The organism is Streptomyces sp. PR69 (assembly GCF_026420845.1).
Classification (GTDB): Bacteria; Actinomycetota; Actinomycetes; order Streptomycetales; family Streptomycetaceae; genus Streptomyces.
This window is the reverse complement of sequence record NZ_JAOWCB010000006.1, coordinates 152,439-167,115: the sequence shown is the minus strand read 5'-3', so window position 1 is coordinate 167,115 and position 14,677 is coordinate 152,439. Positions and strand designations below refer to the sequence as shown.

Annotated in this window: 14 protein-coding genes and 1 tRNA gene; 9 read left to right on the top strand and 6 right to left on the bottom strand. The window is 71.1% G+C overall.

Going from position 1 to position 14,677, the window contains the following annotated elements:
* Positions 1 to 249: 249 nt before the first annotated feature.
* The 6 genes from ispD to OF819_RS08155 all read left to right on the top strand — a co-directional run bounded on the left by ispD (position 250) and on the right by OF819_RS08155 (position 6,548).
* Positions 250 to 1,005, top strand: coding sequence for a 2-C-methyl-D-erythritol 4-phosphate cytidylyltransferase (gene ispD, locus OF819_RS08180; protein ID WP_267242717.1), 756 nt, complete (start codon positions 250 to 252; stop codon positions 1,003 to 1,005).
* Positions 995 to 1,534, top strand: a complete 540-nt coding sequence (ispF, locus tag OF819_RS08175) for a 2-C-methyl-D-erythritol 2,4-cyclodiphosphate synthase (RefSeq protein WP_267242716.1) — start codon at positions 995 to 997, stop codon at positions 1,532 to 1,534. The genes ispD and ispF overlap by 11 nt, the downstream gene beginning before the upstream one ends.
* 191 nt (positions 1,535 to 1,725) lie before the next feature.
* On the top strand, positions 1,726 to 2,130 hold the full coding sequence (locus OF819_RS08170; protein WP_267242715.1) for a PPOX class F420-dependent oxidoreductase: 405 nt from the start codon (positions 1,726 to 1,728) through the stop codon (positions 2,128 to 2,130).
* An 82-nt stretch (positions 2,131 to 2,212) separates the two neighbouring features.
* Complete coding sequence (gene cysS / locus OF819_RS08165) at positions 2,213 to 3,622, top strand: cysteine--tRNA ligase (protein WP_267242714.1); 1,410 nt, start codon at positions 2,213 to 2,215, stop codon at positions 3,620 to 3,622.
* 134 nt (positions 3,623 to 3,756) lie between these two features.
* On the top strand, positions 3,757 to 4,710 hold the full coding sequence (rlmB, locus tag OF819_RS08160; RefSeq protein ID WP_267242713.1) for a 23S rRNA (guanosine(2251)-2'-O)-methyltransferase RlmB: 954 nt from the start codon (positions 3,757 to 3,759) through the stop codon (positions 4,708 to 4,710).
* A 200-nt stretch (positions 4,711 to 4,910) separates the two neighbouring features.
* Entirely contained in the window at positions 4,911 to 6,548 is a 1,638-nt protein-coding gene (locus tag OF819_RS08155; protein WP_267242712.1) for a DoxX family protein, read from the top strand.
* A gap of 110 nt (positions 6,549 to 6,658) precedes the next feature.
* On the opposite strand, the gene OF819_RS08150 is transcribed toward OF819_RS08155, so the two are convergent.
* The 3 genes from OF819_RS08150 to OF819_RS08140 all read right to left on the bottom strand — a co-directional run bounded on the left by OF819_RS08150 (position 6,659) and on the right by OF819_RS08140 (position 9,263).
* Entirely contained in the window at positions 6,659 to 7,378 is a 720-nt protein-coding gene (locus tag OF819_RS08150; protein ID WP_267242711.1) for a nucleotidyltransferase family protein, read from the bottom strand.
* A gap of 140 nt (positions 7,379 to 7,518) precedes the next feature.
* Positions 7,519 to 7,941, bottom strand: a complete 423-nt coding sequence (locus OF819_RS08145) for a hypothetical protein (RefSeq protein WP_267242710.1) — start codon at positions 7,939 to 7,941, stop codon at positions 7,519 to 7,521.
* Between the two features lie 185 nt (positions 7,942 to 8,126).
* A complete protein-coding gene (locus OF819_RS08140; protein ID WP_267242709.1) occupies positions 8,127 to 9,263 on the bottom strand; it encodes an ABC transporter ATP-binding protein in 1,137 nt (378 codons plus the stop codon).
* A 180-nt stretch (positions 9,264 to 9,443) separates the two neighbouring features.
* Here OF819_RS08140 and OF819_RS08135 point away from each other — a divergent pair.
* Positions 9,444 to 9,517: transfer RNA gene (locus OF819_RS08135), tRNA-Thr, on the top strand.
* 481 nt (positions 9,518 to 9,998) lie between these two features.
* Here OF819_RS08135 and OF819_RS08130 read toward each other — a convergent pair.
* A complete protein-coding gene (locus OF819_RS08130) occupies positions 9,999 to 10,466 on the bottom strand; it encodes a DUF6415 family natural product biosynthesis protein (protein ID WP_267242708.1) in 468 nt (155 codons plus the stop codon).
* Positions 10,467 to 10,714: 248 nt separating this feature from the next.
* Between OF819_RS08130 and OF819_RS08125 the strand changes: the two genes are divergently transcribed.
* The gene (locus OF819_RS08125; RefSeq protein WP_267242707.1) at positions 10,715 to 12,016 is read left to right on the top strand and encodes an XRE family transcriptional regulator; all 1,302 of its coding nucleotides are present in this window, start codon (positions 10,715 to 10,717) and stop codon (positions 12,014 to 12,016) included.
* A 1-nt stretch (position 12,017) separates the two neighbouring features.
* Here OF819_RS08125 and cutA read toward each other — a convergent pair whose 3' ends face one another.
* Positions 12,018 to 12,344 (bottom strand): divalent-cation tolerance protein CutA, encoded by a 327-nt coding sequence (cutA, locus tag OF819_RS08120; protein WP_267242706.1) that lies wholly within the window; start codon positions 12,342 to 12,344, stop codon positions 12,018 to 12,020.
* 306 nt (positions 12,345 to 12,650) lie between these two features.
* A complete protein-coding gene (pstS, locus tag OF819_RS08115) occupies positions 12,651 to 13,805 on the bottom strand; it encodes a phosphate ABC transporter substrate-binding protein PstS (protein WP_267242705.1) in 1,155 nt (384 codons plus the stop codon).
* A 334-nt stretch (positions 13,806 to 14,139) separates the two neighbouring features.
* Between pstS and OF819_RS08110 the strand changes: the two genes are divergently transcribed.
* Positions 14,140 to 14,664, top strand: coding sequence for a MepB family protein (locus OF819_RS08110; protein ID WP_267242704.1), 525 nt, complete (start codon positions 14,140 to 14,142; stop codon positions 14,662 to 14,664).
* Positions 14,665 to 14,677: the final 13 nt, after the last annotated feature.

Sequence of the window (14,677 nt, the reverse complement as noted above, 5' to 3'; positions counted from 1 at the left end):
GCCGTGCCTGACACTGTGTGGCAGCAGTCCCCGTCGCCGGGCGCTGCGGCATGTTCGGCCTCGGATGGAGCGGATGCATCGGCGACATGCTGGTGTGCCGGGCCCGGGCGGCTGGCGGCGCAGACCAGTGGTCACGGAAGGGTCCGGTCACGGCGTCAGCGCCCGGCGCTCCCCCGGCCTCTCCACCGGGGGCGTCCCCAGGGCCATACCCATATCGGCCAAGGAAACAAACCTGCCGGAGTGCAACCGATGCCTGACGAGTCTGACGAATCGCGCCCTCGGCGCACCGCCGCGGTCATCCCGGCGGCGGGCCGCGGCGTACGCCTCGGCCCCGGCGCGCCGAAGGCCCTGCGCGCCCTCAACGGCACCCCGATGCTGATCCACGCGGTACGTGCCATGGCGGCCTCCCGGGCCGTCTCGCTCGTCGTCGTGGTCGCTCCGCCCGAGGGCGCGGGCGAGGTGAAGAACCTCCTCGACGCCCACGCCCTCCCCGAGCGCACGGACTATCTGGTCGTGCCGGGCGGCGACACCCGCCAGGAGTCGGTGCGGGCGGGCCTCGACGCCCTCCCCGAGGACATCGCCGTCGTCCTCGTCCATGACGCCGCCCGCCCGCTGGTGCCCGTCGACACCGTCGACGCGGTCGTCGAGGCGGTACGGGACGGGGCCCCGGCCGTGGTCCCCGCGCTGCCCCTGGCCGACACCGTCAAGGAGGTCGAGCCCGGCCCCAAGGGTGAGCCGGAGCCGGTTCTGGCCACCCCCGAGCGCTCCCGGCTGCGCGCCGTGCAGACCCCGCAGGGGTTCGATCGAGCCACTCTCGTACGCGCGCACGAGACCGTCGCGGTCAGCGGCGAAGGCGCCACCGACGACGCCGGCATGGTCGAACGGCTCGGCGCGCCGGTCGTGGTCGTGCCCGGCCACGAGGAGGCGTTCAAGGTGACCCGGCCCCTGGACCTCGTACTCGCCGAAGCGGTGCTCGCACGCAGGAGGGCCACCGATGGCTTCTGACGCCCCGCTGGCTTCCGGCGCCCCCCTGCCCGCTCCGGCGGCCGTCCCCCGCATCGGCGTCGGCACCGATGTGCACGCCTTCGAGCAGGGGCGCGAGCTGTGGTGCGCGGGCCTGCTGTGGGAGGACTCCGACGGCTACGGCCTCGCCGGGCACTCCGACGGCGACGTCGCCGCCCACGCCGCCTGCGACGCGCTGTTCTCCGCCGCCGGCGTCGGCGACCTCGGCGCGCACTTCGGCACCGGGCGGCCCGAGTGGTCCGGCGCGTCCGGCGTCACCCTCCTGGCGGAGGCGGCCAGGATCGTACGCGCGGAGGGCTTCGAGATCGGCAATGTCGCCATCCAGGTGATCGGCGTACGCCCGAAGATCGGCAAGCGGCGCGACGAGGCGCAGAAGGCCCTCTCGGCGGCGGCGGGCGCGCCCGTGTCCGTCTCCGGGACCACGACGGACGGCCTCGGCCTCACCGGGCGCGGCGAGGGCCTGGCGGCGATCGCGACGGCCCTGCTCGTACGGACCGCCGCGCCCGCGTAACGCAAAGACGGCCGCGCCTGCGTAGCGCACGGGCGGCCGCGCCCGCGCGGCGGCCCGGTCATCGCGGGCGGCGGGCGGCCGGCGGCTGGCGGCTGGCTCAAAAGCGACACTCCACGACACCGGTGAAATAACTCCCTGAAGGGGAGCGTTGGGCGAGGATCGGACCACCAGCCGTCGTACGAAAGGCCGCCATGTCTGCCCAGCTCTCCGACCAGGTCAAGGCGCTGCTCGACACCCCCGTCTTCGTCAACATCGCCACCATCCAGCCCGACGGCAGCCCTCAGGTGTCCCCGGTGTGGGTGAAGCGGGACGGCGACGACGTGTTGTTCTCCACCACCGTCGGCCGCCGCAAGGAGAAGAACCTGCGCCGCGACCCGCGGGTGACGGTGCTGCTCCAGCCCTTCGACTCCCCCTATACGTACGCCGAGATCCGCGGCACGGCCACGCTCACCACCGAGGGCGGGCCGGAGCTGATCGACGAGCTGTCGCTCAAGTACACGGGGAAGAAGTACGGGGAGTTCAACCCGGACTCCGTCAACGACGCCCAGCGCGTCGTCGTCCGCATCACCCCGCGAAAGATCGTCGGCAGTCTCTGAGCCGCCGTTTGCGATCCGGCGTGCGGCCGCCGTTTGGGATCCGGCGCGCAGGGCACTCGTCCGGGCCCACTACCCTTGATGCGTGACTATTCGCCTGTACGACACCAGCGCCCGGCAGATCCGCGACTTCACCCCGCTTGTGCCGGGCTGCGTCTCGATCTACCTGTGCGGCGCCACCGTGCAGGCCGCCCCGCACATCGGCCACATCCGCTCCGGCCTGAACTTCGACATCATGCGCCGCTGGTTCGCCTACCGCGGCTACGACGTGACGTTCATCCGCAATGTCACCGACATCGACGACAAGATCATCGCCAAGTCCGCGGACCAGGGCCGCCCCTGGTGGGCGATCGGATACGAGAACGAGCGGGCGTTCAACGACGGCTACGAGGCGCTCGGCTGCCTGCCGCCCACCTATGAGCCGCGTGCGACCGGCCACATCACCGAGATGGTCGAGATGATGCGCGGGCTCATCGAGCGCGGCCACGCATACGAGGCCGACGGCAACGTCTATTTCGACGTCCGCTCCTTCCCGGACTATCTCCAGCTCTCCAACCAGGAGCTGGAGAACCTCCAGCAGCCGTCCGGCGCCGGCGAGACCGGCAAGCGCGATCCGCGCGACTTCGCCATGTGGAAGGCCGCCAAGCCCGGCGAGCCGAGCTGGGAGACCCCCTGGGGCCGCGGCCGTCCCGGCTGGCACCTGGAGTGCTCGGCGATGGCCCACAAGTACCTGGGCGCCGCCTTCGACATCCACGGCGGCGGCCTCGACCTCGTCTTCCCGCACCACGAGAACGAGATCGCGCAGGCCAAGGCGTACGGCGACGCCTTCGCCTCGTACTGGGTGCACAACGCCTGGGTGACGATGAGCGGCGAGAAGATGTCCAAGTCGCTGGGCAACTCGGTCCTCGTCGCCGAGATGACCAAGCGCTGGCGGCCCATCGTGCTCCGCTACTACCTGGGCACCCCGCACTACCGGTCGATGATCGAGTACAGCGAGGAGGCGCTGCGCGAGGCGGAGTCCGCGTTCGCGCGGATCGAGGGCTTCATCCAGCGAGCCTCCGAGAAGTACGCGCAGGCGGGGCGGCCCGTCGAGCCCGCCGCCGAGGTGCCGGCCGCCTTCGCCGAGGCGATGGACGACGACCTGGGGGTCCCGCAGGCGCTCGCGGTCATCCACAACACCGTCCGCCAGGGCAACAGCGCACTGGCCGCCGACGACAAGGAGTCCGCCGTCGCCCGGCTTGCGGAGCTGCGCGCCATGCTCGGCGTCCTGGGGCTCGACCCGCTCGACGAACACTGGGCGGGCGAGGCGGAGCGCGGTGACGATCTGCACGGCGTCGTCGACAGCCTCGTGCGGATGGTGCTCCAGCAGCGGGAGGCCGCGCGCGGCCGCAAGGACTGGGCGACCGCCGATGCGATCCGCGACCAGCTGAACCAGTCCGGTCTGGTCATCGAGGACAGCCCGGAGGGCCCGCGCTGGACGCTCGGCCCGCGCTGAGGCGGCGCTGACCTGCGAGAGTGTGCCGCCTGGGGCTTTGGGCGGCACACTTTCACTGACGTCTTCACGATTCATACGACTCTCTGACGTCTTCACGAGCTTCAAGGAACAAGAAACAAGGAATCAGGTAGGTCATGGCCGGGAACAGCCAGCGCAGGAACCGCCGCACGTCCAACAAGAAGGGCGCGCAGGTCGGCAGCGGTGGCAAGCGACGCCGCAGCCTTGAGGGCAAGGGGCCGACGCCGCCCGCGTCCATGCGCAAGGGGCACGTCAAGAACCGCATCGCCAACGCCAAGGCGAAGCAGTCCGCCCGCAGGCCCGTCGCCCGGCGCGGCGGCAAGGGCACAGCCGAGATGGTCGTCGGCCGCAACCCCGTCTTCGAGGCGCTGCGCGACGGCGTGCCCGCCTCCATGCTGTACGTCCAGCAGTTCATCGACAACGACGAGCGGGTGCGCGAGGCGCTGCAGCTCGCCACCGGGCGCGGCGACGTCCACATCATGGAGGCCCCGCGGCCCGAGCTGGACCGGATGACGAACGGGCTCAACCACCAGGGCCTGGTCCTCCAGGTCCCGCCGTATGAGTACGCGCACCCCGAGGACCTGGCCGCGGCCGCCTACGACGACGGCGACGACCCGCTGATCGTGGCGCTCGACGGGGTCACCGACCCGCGGAACCTGGGCGCGGTCGTCCGCTCCGTCTCCGCCTTCGGCGGCCATGGCGTGGTCGTGCCCGAGCGCCGGGCGGCGGGCATGACCGCCGGCGCCTGGAAGACCTCGGCGGGCACCGCCGCCCGTACGCCGGTCGCCCGCGCCACCAACCTCACCCGGGCCCTGGAGTCGTACAAGAAGGCGGGGCTGACGGTCGTCGGCCTGGCGGCGGACGGCGAGAGCGAGATCGGGGAGCTGGATGCGCTGGGCGGCCCGGTCGTGATCGTCGTCGGCAGCGAGGGCAAGGGCCTGTCCCGGCTGGTCGGCGAGACCTGCGACTTCCGCGTCCGCATCCCGATGCCGGGTGGCGCGGAGTCCCTGAACGCGGGGGTCGCGGCCGGGGTGGTGCTGTACGAGGCGGCTCGCCGCCGGATGGCCTGACGGCTCGGGCATCGGCGTATCGGCGGCGACGCAACGGGCATCGGCGTGTTGGCGTAGGGGCGTACGGCGTACGGCGTACCGGCGTGTCAGCGGTGCGATCCGGCCAATCCGCAGCAGTTCGGCCAATATGGGGCGCTTGACGGACCTCCGACAGATCCGCCCCGTCACGGCAGTGTCCTAAACACAAGTCACTCGGTTAGATGAGTGTGGACACCAGAACGCCCCGGCCCGGGTTCGATGATCAGCCTGCGCTGAGCATGCTCAAGGTCGACGCCGACCCCGCGCAGGTCATCGTGAACCACGCCAGCTTCCGGGTGCAGCTCGCGCAGAGCCCGCGCCCCGCACGTGCGCTGGCGGACACCGCACGCATCCCCGCCGTCGGCGGCACGGGCACGGCGGTGCGGCGGCGGGCTCCCGTCGTATGGAGCGGCAGGTCGGCGCCGGGAGACACCGGCGCGACCGGGCTGCTGCAGGCCGTACGCGCCGGAGGCGGCGGTGGGGCCGCCGGGGCCGATCCGTACGACACGGGGGCCACACAGGTCATCCCGCGCATCGACCTGCTTCAGGACACCGCGCCGACCCCGGCCGTGCCGGGCGACCAGCCGCTGCTGCCGCCGATGCGGCAGGCGGTCGGCGCCTACGACGGGTACGACACGCGCGAGCAGGAGCGATACTCCGCGGACGCCGCCGGCGCTGCCGCCGGCGGCCTCGCCGACTCTGACGCCTCCGCCGCCTCCGCGGACGCCGACGGCGCCGAGAACGACGCCCGCGCCCAGCGGCACGCCTACTACCCCGGTCGGCGGATGAACCTGGGCGTGGTGCTGCTGCCGCTGCGCGTGTTCCTCGGCTTCATCTCCATCTACGCGGGCATGGGCAAGCTCTGCGACCCCGTCTACTTCGACGGCGGCGAACGCGGCTCCATGGTCAAGTGGCTCAATTCGCTGCACCCCTGGCAGGCCGCGGAGCCGCTGCGCGACTTCGCGCTGGCGCACCCGGTGGGCGCGGGCCTGACCATCGCCTTCCTCCAGGTGATCGTCGGCGTGCTCACGGTGCTGGGGCTCTGGCAGCGGGTGGCGGCGGTCTTCGGCGCACTGCTGTCCGCCGCGCTGATCCTCACCGTGAGCTGGAAGAACGTTCCGGTCTACGACGCTCCGGACATCATCTACCTCGCCGCCTGGTCGCCGCTGATCATCGCCGGTGCGCCGGTCTACTCGCTCGACGGCAGGCTCGCGGGCGAGGCCTGGCGCACGCTCGGCCCGCGGGCCGAGCTGTGGCAGCTGCGCCGTCGCGTGCTGCGCCGCGGGGCCGTGATCACCGCGGTCGTGATCGGCCTGACACTGCTGATCGGCTCGATTCTCGGCGCGGCGGTGCGCTCCTCGGACATGGTGACGGTGCCGGGGCCGCACCAGGACCCGACCAACCATCTGCCTGGCTCCCCGCTGCCGCAGGAGCCCAGCGGGTCGGCCAGCTCCGAGGGCAGGAGCGGCGGCCGGCAGGAGTCGCCGTCGCCGTCCGCGAGCAGCTCCGGCAGCCCGACGCCGGAGGCGTCCACCCCGGCGGCCACCAGCGGCGCGGGCACGGTCCGGGAGACAGGCAGGGTGAGCACCGGGGCCGGGACGCCCAGCGAGACGCAGGGCAGCACGGGCCAGCAGCCGCCGGGACAGTCGGAGCCCGCCCAGCAGCCGCCGACCACCAGCGCGGGACCGACGTCGAGCGGCAGCACCGGCACCGGCAGCGGGGGCACCGGCAGCGGCGGGAGCGACGGCGGAAGCGACGGAGGCTCGGACGGCGGTTCGGGCGGGGGCGGCCTGCTCGGCGGCCTCCTCGGCGGCGGCTGAGCCTCGTACGCGTACGAGTGGGGTGGGCACCCGGTTTCCGGGGCGCCCACCCCGCTCTTATGTCCGCTCACACATCCCGTCGTCGTGGAGGACTGACGCGTTGATGCGCCTCAGCGCCCTTCGGCGAGCTCCTTGGCGGCCTCGGTGAGGTCCTTGGCGGTGTCGATGGCCCGCCAGTAGGCCCCCTGGGGCAGCGGAAAGCCCGCGAGGCTGCGCTCACGGGCGAGCCGGGGGAAGGTGGTGCGCTCATGGTCGCCGCGGTCCGGCAGCAGCTTGGTGAAGGCCGCGGAGAAGACGTACACGCCCGCGTTGATGAGATACGGCGACGGCGGCGCCTCGATGAAGTCCGTGATGTGCCCGAAGGCGTCGGTCTCGACGGCGCCCCAGGGGATGCGGGGCCGGGCGAGGGCGAGCGTGGCGGTGGCATCGCGTTCGGCGTGGAAGGCGGCCATGTCGCGGAGCGAGAAGCGGGTCCAGATGTCGCCGTTGGTGGCGTACCAGGGCTGGTCCGGCTCCGGGAGGCGGGCGGCGGCGTACTTGAGCCCGCCGCCGCGGCCGAGGGGCTCAGGCTCGACGACGGTGGTGACGCGCAGCGGGAGATCGGCGCTCGCCAGCCAGTCCTGGAGAACCTCGGCGAGATGCCCGCATGAGACGACGGCGTCGGTCACGCCCTCGGCGGCCAGCCAGGCAAGCTGATGGCCGATGATCGGGGTCCCGGTTCCCGGGATCTCGACCATCGGCTTGGGGCGGTCGTCGGTGTACGGCCGCAGCCGAGAGCCCTGGCCGCCCGCCAGAACCACGGCCTGCGTCGGATGCGTAGGCGTCTGCATGCCGTGAACGATATGCGGCGGTGACCGGCGGGCGTTCCGCCGGTCCGGGCGTCAGGGCTGATTGACGGCGTGCTGTTTTGGCAGCGGGCTGTATGACGGCAGGTTGTACGACGGCTTGGCGCGGCTTGGCGCGGGGTGGCTCAGCTCTGGGCCTGCTCGGCGACCCCAGAGGCGTATGAGGTGTCACAGACGGGGCGGGCGTGGGACTGGGCCCCGACGGGCCCGTACAGCTTGACGGCTGCGCGCCCGATGGCGCGGGCGATGTCCATGCAGTGCTTCGCAAGCGACGGACGCTGCTCGACGGCCTGCTGCAGGCTGGTGAGGACCGCGCCTGGGTCCTTCTTCCGGCCCTGCAGCTCGGTGAGCAGCTTCTCGCGCAGGACGTCTTGCGCCGCGCGCGGCTTGGCGCGCACGGAGACGTCCGCCGACGAGGCGAGCATCTGGGTCTGCGAACTGGTCCCGGCCCACGGCACGCTGGTGACCGCGAGGGTTCCGGAGAGCACCAGGACGACGGGCAGTACAAGGGCGAGGGTACGGCCGATACGGCGGGCTGTGTGGGTCACGGAGCGAGCGTAGCGGCCGGTAGTGATTTGGCGACATTTAGTCACACGGTTGAGGGAAGGTTTGGCGGCGAAATTCGTCCGGCGTGTTGACGTCCGGGGGTGAAATGCCCGACCTGTAGAGGTATTTATCGACATGCACAAAACAGCCCCGCACCGAAGTGCGGGGCCGTTTCGCCCAGCGGACGTCAGTCGGCGAGACGCTCGCCGGTCGACGTCGAGAACACGTGGAGCTCGCCCGGGCGCGGCACGACGTGCAGCTCGCTGCCCTTCTCCGGGACGGAGCGCCCGCCGACGCGGACGACGAGGTCCTTGTGCCCGCCCGCGACCTCGGCGGAGCCGTACACAAAGCCGTCGGCGCCGAGCTCCTCGACGACGTTCACGGAGACGGGGAGGCCGGCCGGGGCGTCGGCGGCGTCCTTGGAGAGGGAGGCGGCGGCGTCGCCGTTCAGCTCGACGACGTCGAAGTGCTCGGGCCGGACGCCGACCGTGACGGTGGTGTCGCCCTTGTCGGCGGCCTGGCTGAGGGCCTCACGGGAGACGGGCAGCACGCTGTTGCCGAACTTCACTCCGCCGTCGGTGATGGGCACCTCGACCAGGTTCATGGCGGGGGAGCCGATGAACCCGGCGACGAAGAGGTTCGCCGGGCGGTCGTACATATGGCGCGGCGAGTCGACCTGCTGCAGCAGCCCGTCCTTCAGGACGGCGACGCGGTCGCCCATCGTCATGGCCTCGACCTGGTCGTGGGTCACGTACACCGTGGTGATGCCGAGCCGCCGCTGCAGACTCGCGATCTGCGTACGCGTGGACACCCGGAGCTTGGCGTCCAGATTCGACAGCGGCTCGTCCATCAGGAACACCTGCGGCTCCCGCACGATGGCCCGCCCCATCGCCACCCGCTGCCGCTGACCGCCGGAGAGCGCCTTCGGCTTGCGGTCGAGGTACTCCGTGAGATCGAGGATCTTCGCGGCCTCCTCGACCTTCTTGCGGATCTCGCTCTTGTTGACCCCCGCGATCTTGAGCGCGAAGCCCATGTTGTCGGCGACGGTCATATGCGGGTAGAGCGCGTAGTTCTGGAACACCATGGCGATGTCCCGGTCCTTGGGAGGCAGATGCGTGACATCCCGCTCCCCGATGCGAATCGCTCCGCCGTTGACGTCCTCAAGCCCCGCGAGCATCCGCAGCGAGGTGGACTTCCCGCAGCCGGACGGGCCGACGAGGACGAGGAACTCGCCATCCTCGATCTCGATGTCCAGCTGGTCTACGGCGGGCTTCTCGGCGCCCGGGTAGACCCGGGTCGCCTTGTCGAATGTGACAGTGGCCATGGTGATGGTCCCTTCACCGGCAGGAACGTGCCGGACGATCCGAGTAAAGGAAACGGATGGGTCTAGTCCACCGGAGTGAACTCCGGGTGACGCTACCTGGCCGGGTCCGTTCTGTCAGCACCTCCCAGCATCGGAATTCCCGACCGGGCAGGTCCGGGCGTTGGTTACACTCATACGGCTGCCTCCTTAGCTCAGCTGGCCAGAGCACCGCTCTTGTAAAGCGGGGGTCGTCGGTTCGAACCCGACAGGGGGCTCTGCGCCTGACCAGGCAACTGGTCGACGAAGACCCAGGTCAGCCGGGTGGCTGCCTGGGTCTTCTGCCGTTCCGGGCGTCCTGCCTTCCTGCCTGCATCGCACAGACGCTCTGACTGCACCCTGAGCACGGGGTCCCGCCTCTGCGCTGCTCGCACCCTGATCCTCATCGCGGATGCCCTCGACGTGTCGCTGTCCGACCTTGTGGGCTGAAGCCCCAGCTGGCCCGGACCGGGGGTGCGGGCCAGCCGGGGCTGTGGTGCCTGCCCGCGGCCGCTCGCCGTGGCCGCGGCTGCGGGGCAGGAGCTCAGGGGGTGAGTCGGCGTGCGGTGCTGGCTGCACTGGGCCATGGCTTGCATGCTGGGTCGCCGGGCTTGTGCTGGCAGGAGTCCGGGCGGGCGCCGGAGGCGGAGAACTGCGGCACGCGCTCGTACTCGCCGGTGATGGGTTTGCTGCACCGGTCGCAGAAGCGGACCCTGTCGTTCATCGTGCTGCCTTCAGTGCGGTCAGGGCGTCTGTGAGGGCGATTACGGCGCGGGCGAGGCGCTGTGCGTAGGCGATGGCCTGGGTGAGGCTGCCGTTCGGTGGCTCCTCGAGAAGCCGGAACCCCGCCCGCGTAACGCTGCCCAGTGCGTTCGCCCATACGTCGTCGTTGTGCGGGTGGGCGGCCATCGCGTCCTCCACGGCGGGGGTGAGCCGCATGATGTGGCCGCGCATCCGCAGCGTCAGTTCGCTCAGTCCGTCTTCCGGCGTCGCGTCCGCATCGGGGGTGAGCAGCAGCTGGGCGTCTGCCCGCATCGCCTGGATGTCGAGCTGTGCGGCTGCCGGGCTCATGCGTCGGTCTCCGGGGTGTGGGGGGTGGTTGCGGATCTCGGCGTTGCAGCGGGTGGCCTTCGCGTGGTCCCCGCGGGCGACGGCTTCCGCGCTCTGCTCGGCGAGCGCGGCGCACACGCCGCAGCCGGGCAGGTTCCCAAGAGCAGGTTTAGCTGGGGCGGTTGTGCCGCACGGACGGGTGGTACAAGTGGTCATGTCGGCGCTCCTCAGCAGCGTTGGCCGCGCCCCGGGAGGCGACCACCTCGCCGGGGTCTGAAGGCTCAGCCTGGCGAGCGCCTATGGCTTCTGACTTCCCGCCGAGGGGTACCCATCATGGGTACTCTCATCGCCAGACCACTCCAACACCAAGCCCCATGAGGCACCTCATGACCGGTCGCGAACCGTTAACCGCGCTCCCCCGTGAGCTTCTTGAGCGTCCCGAGGTGAGAGCCGCGCTCGCCGCACACGATTTCGGCACGGTGTTCCACCTCGCCCGCGCCGAGGCGGGCATCAGCTATTCGCTGATCGCAGCGGAGTGCGGCATCAAGCCTGAGCGCGTGGGCACGCTGGCCAAGGGCCACGGCAAGGTGACGACGTTCGAGAAGATCGTCCGTATCGCCGACGCGTTCCGCATCCCCGGCCACATGGTGGGGCTCGCCCCGCGCCCGTGGGAGACACCTGAGGGCGCGGCGGACGGTGAAGGGCCACAGCGCCGGGAGTTCCTCAAGACCTCCGCCGCCGCGAGCCTCGCCGTGGGCCTCCCCGAACTCTCCAGACCATCGGCCGGCGGCCGCATCGGCAGCGACCTCCCCGACAAGCTACGGCAGCGCACAGCCCGACTACGACGCCTCGACAACGTCCTCGGCGGCGGCGACACCTACCGCACCTACCTCGGCGAGTACCAGAACACCAGGGTGATGCTGCGCCACCGCTCGTACACGGAGGAGACGGGCCGCGCACTGCTGTCCGTGCTCGCTGAGCAAGCGCAGCAGGCCGGTTGGGCGGCGTTCGACAGCGGTCGGCATGCCGAGGCGCGAGGTTTGTACGAAGCGAGCCGCAAGTCCGCAACCGACGCGGGGGACGCTGCGCTCGCTGGGAATGCGCTGGCGTTCCTGGCGTATCAGGGGCTGCAGGGCGACCGGCAGGCGCGGCAAGACGCCGTGCAGACTGCCGCCCGCTCGTGCGTCACTGCCGGCCCGGATGCACCGCCGGGAGTGCGTGCGCTGCTGTGTGAGCGGCTCGCGTGGGCGCACGCGGTAGCGGGCCATGCAGACGAGACGGAACGCGCCCTGGAAGCTGCCCACGATGCCGCCGCCGAGGTCGACGGTGCCCCGCAACCGGATTGGACGGCGTGGGTCGACGAGACCGAGTTGCAGATCATGGCTGGTCGATGCTGGACAGAGCTACGTCGTCCGCTGCGAGCCGTGCCCGTCCTGGAGGCGGCGCTGGCCCGGTACGACGATTCACACGCGCGGGACAAGGCGTTGTATCTGTCGTGGCTCGCCGACTCCTACCTGGCCGCCGGGGAAGTTGAGCAGGCGGCCACGGTTGCGCGTCGCGCGCTCGACCTGTCGTCTGGGGTGGCGTCGGTGCGGCCACGCGAGCGGCTCGCACCAGTTCTCCGGCGACTCGGCGAGTACCAGGCGCTGCGCGTGGTTGCGGAGGTCTTGGACGTGGCCCGCGGCTGAGCTACTCCGCAGGGGCGGTGCTCGCGGCAATCCAGTCGAGACACCCCTTCGAACCGGCCTCGATCGCTACAGCGGCCACCTCCGGGTTCTGCCACGGGTGGTTCTTCAGCAGGTGGGCCTCCAGCTCCGGGTAGCGAGCCCGGGTGGTCTTCAGCAGCAGCTGCCATTCCTCGCCGGTGCCGAACTCACCGTCGTGCCAGAACGCGGAGGTGACGGGGCCGATGATCTGCGTGCCGGCAGCGAGGCGCTCGCCAACCGCAGAGCGGGCGAGTTCGATGGCCTGATCGCGGGTGGGGGTTGCTGTGGATACCTGCAGGAAGTCAGCCATGCGTGGAAGCGTAGGCGGCGGCGCGGGCATGACGAAAGGCCCCCTGCCCGCGGCCGTAGCCGGAAGCGGGGGGCGCGCGCGTCAGCAGTCGGACGGCGCGGATAGATGAAGCCGAGGTAGAGACCAGCAATTCACAGTCGGCAGCTCAGGGAGCGTCCGGTGAGTCGCTGCCGGGATCGCGAATCCCCGGACCGGCTCCGGCATGGGCGAATCGTGCACTTCCGCGCGTGATCCAAAGTGGTGCGCGTGATGAGTGAACGTACCCGTTCGGCACAGGACCCGAGGCCAGAGGTCCGAGGTCCGAGGTCAGGAGAGCGTCCCGATCACCTGGCGGACCTGGGCGGCGACGTTTTCCGGGAGCGGTGCGTAGTGGATGCCGGGGAGGAGCTTCTGGCCCTCCTCGCTCGCGGTGTAGGCCAGGAAGGACTTGAGGGCGGGGAGCAGTTCTCTGTCGTTGCCCTTGTCGCACACGATCTCGTAGGTGACGAGGACGATCGGGTAGGCGCCCGGCGCAGAGGTGCCGTAGTCGAATTTCAGGGTCAGATCGTGGTCCCTGCCGACGACTTCGGCCGATGCGATGCCCGCCGACGCGGTCTGAGGGGACGCCGCGACGGGTTCCGGGGCCCCCGTGTCGATCCGCACGGTGTCGATATGGCGCTTGGAGGCGAAGGACAGCTCGAAGTAGCCGATGGCGCCGCCGGTGGACATCACCTCCGAGGCGACGCCGACCGACCCGTCGGCGGAGTCCCCGCCCCTGCCGTGCCAGCTCTTGTCCGCCGGGTAGGGCCACTGGTCCGGCGCCGCGTCGGCGAGGTAGGCGTTGAGATTCTGTGTGGTGCCGGAGCTGTCGGAGCGGTGCACCGGCCGGATGACCAGGTCGGGCAGGGCCGCGTCGGGGTTGAGCCGACGGATGGCGGGGTCGTTCCACCGCGTGATGCGGGAGTCGAAGATCCGGGCGAGGGTCGGCGCGTCCAGCACGAGATCGTGCACGTCCGGGAGGTGGTAGCCGATGGCGATCGGCCCGCCCACCATGGGCAGGTCGATGGCGTGGCCTCCGGGGCAGGCGCCCTGCGAGAACTCGACGTCATCGGGGTCGAGCGCCCCGTCGGTGCCGCCGAACGCCGTGGTGCCCTGCAGGAACTGGGCGACTCCGGCGCCCGAGCCGATCGGGTTGTACGCGACGCGCACGCCGGGGCAGGCCCGTTCGTACTCCTCGATCCACCGCTTCATCGCGTTCTGCTGCGCGGTGGATCCGGAACCGGGCACTTTGCCCTGCCGTGCGCAGTCGATCCGGGCGGTCGGCGATTGCGTGGGCTTGTCGCCCCGGGCCGCCCCGCGCTCGGAGTCGCCCTCCCCCAGCGTGGAGATCAGCACTCCGCCCGTCACGGCCACGACGGCGGCGGCCGCCGCCGCGCCGACGGGAAGGAAGGAACGCTGGTCCTTGCGCTGCCGGTGCTGCACCTCTGGGTCCCCTTTGAACGCTCGTCGGCCGTCAGGGCATAGATGCTTGCCTATGCGGGGCGTAGGTTGGCGACCGGCGTGCGAACGTTTCCTGACGGATAGCCGTCGTGCAGCTGTGAAGAGAGGGCGCGGGGGCCAAGGCCTGTCCGGGCGAACACTGCCGGAGGGCTGGGCGCCGACGTCGGCGTCTTTCCCGGCTTCCTGACGGGCTGCCGCATGGCCGGCTCGGCATGACCGGCTCCGTGCCGCCAAGTGGCAGCCGGCCGCACACATGACGGGTCCCTGCTCGCAGGCCGAAGCAGTGCGCATGGGCGCGCGATGGCAGGATGACGGGATGGTGACGAATCCGCCGTGGACGGGGCTTCACGGTGACCTGCTGGCGGCGAAGGCCTTGGTGTATGACCCGAGCGGTTTCGCTTGCTCGCTGCCGGTGCCGGAACCGGAAAGCGCCGAGTACGCGGCCTGCGCGTTCACGCTCGACGGCCGCTCGGTCCGGTTCCGCGTGGCCAAGACCACCCCGACGAAGGCGGGCCAGTTCGTCACCGTGTGGCAGCGGTCTGAGGAGGGGCCGATCCGGCCCTTCGACGCCGTCGACGGGGTGGACCTCTTCGTCATCAGCAGCCGCGACGACGGCGGCTTCGGGCAGTTCGTGTTCCCGCGCGAGGTGTTGTGCCAGCGCAACATCGTCTCCCGCGACGGCACCGGCGGGAAGCGTGGATTCCGCGTCTATCCGCCGTGGGTGGCCACGGCCAGCAGGCAGGCCCGCAGCACCCAGGCATGGCAGGTGGACTACTTCTTCAGCCTCGGTCAGGACGGGGCTGCGGACCTGACGCGCGCCCACGACCTTTACCGCCTGTAGGCGTCCGTTGCGT

Excerpts from the sequence above, each read along its gene's own strand:
- ispF (WP_267242716.1), top strand. The coding sequence starts at position 995 with ATGGCTTCTGACGCCCCGCTGGCTTCCGGCGCCCCCCTGCCCGCTCCG.
- OF819_RS08155 (WP_267242712.1), top strand. The coding sequence starts at position 4,911 with ATGAGTGTGGACACCAGAACGCCCCGGCCCGGGTTCGATGATCAGCCT.
- OF819_RS08125 (WP_267242707.1), top strand. The coding sequence starts at position 10,715 with ATGACCGGTCGCGAACCGTTAACCGCGCTCCCCCGTGAGCTTCTTGAG.
- OF819_RS08140 (WP_267242709.1), bottom strand. The coding sequence starts at position 9,263 with ATGGCCACTGTCACATTCGACAAGGCGACCCGGGTCTACCCGGGCGCC.
- ispD (WP_267242717.1), top strand. The coding sequence starts at position 250 with ATGCCTGACGAGTCTGACGAATCGCGCCCTCGGCGCACCGCCGCGGTC.
- rlmB (WP_267242713.1), top strand. The coding sequence starts at position 3,757 with ATGGCCGGGAACAGCCAGCGCAGGAACCGCCGCACGTCCAACAAGAAG.
- OF819_RS08110 (WP_267242704.1), top strand. The coding sequence starts at position 14,140 with ATGGTGACGAATCCGCCGTGGACGGGGCTTCACGGTGACCTGCTGGCG.
- OF819_RS08170 (WP_267242715.1), top strand. The coding sequence starts at position 1,726 with ATGTCTGCCCAGCTCTCCGACCAGGTCAAGGCGCTGCTCGACACCCCC.
- cutA (WP_267242706.1), bottom strand. The coding sequence starts at position 12,344 with ATGGCTGACTTCCTGCAGGTATCCACAGCAACCCCCACCCGCGATCAG.
- OF819_RS08150 (WP_267242711.1), bottom strand. The coding sequence starts at position 7,378 with ATGCAGACGCCTACGCATCCGACGCAGGCCGTGGTTCTGGCGGGCGGC.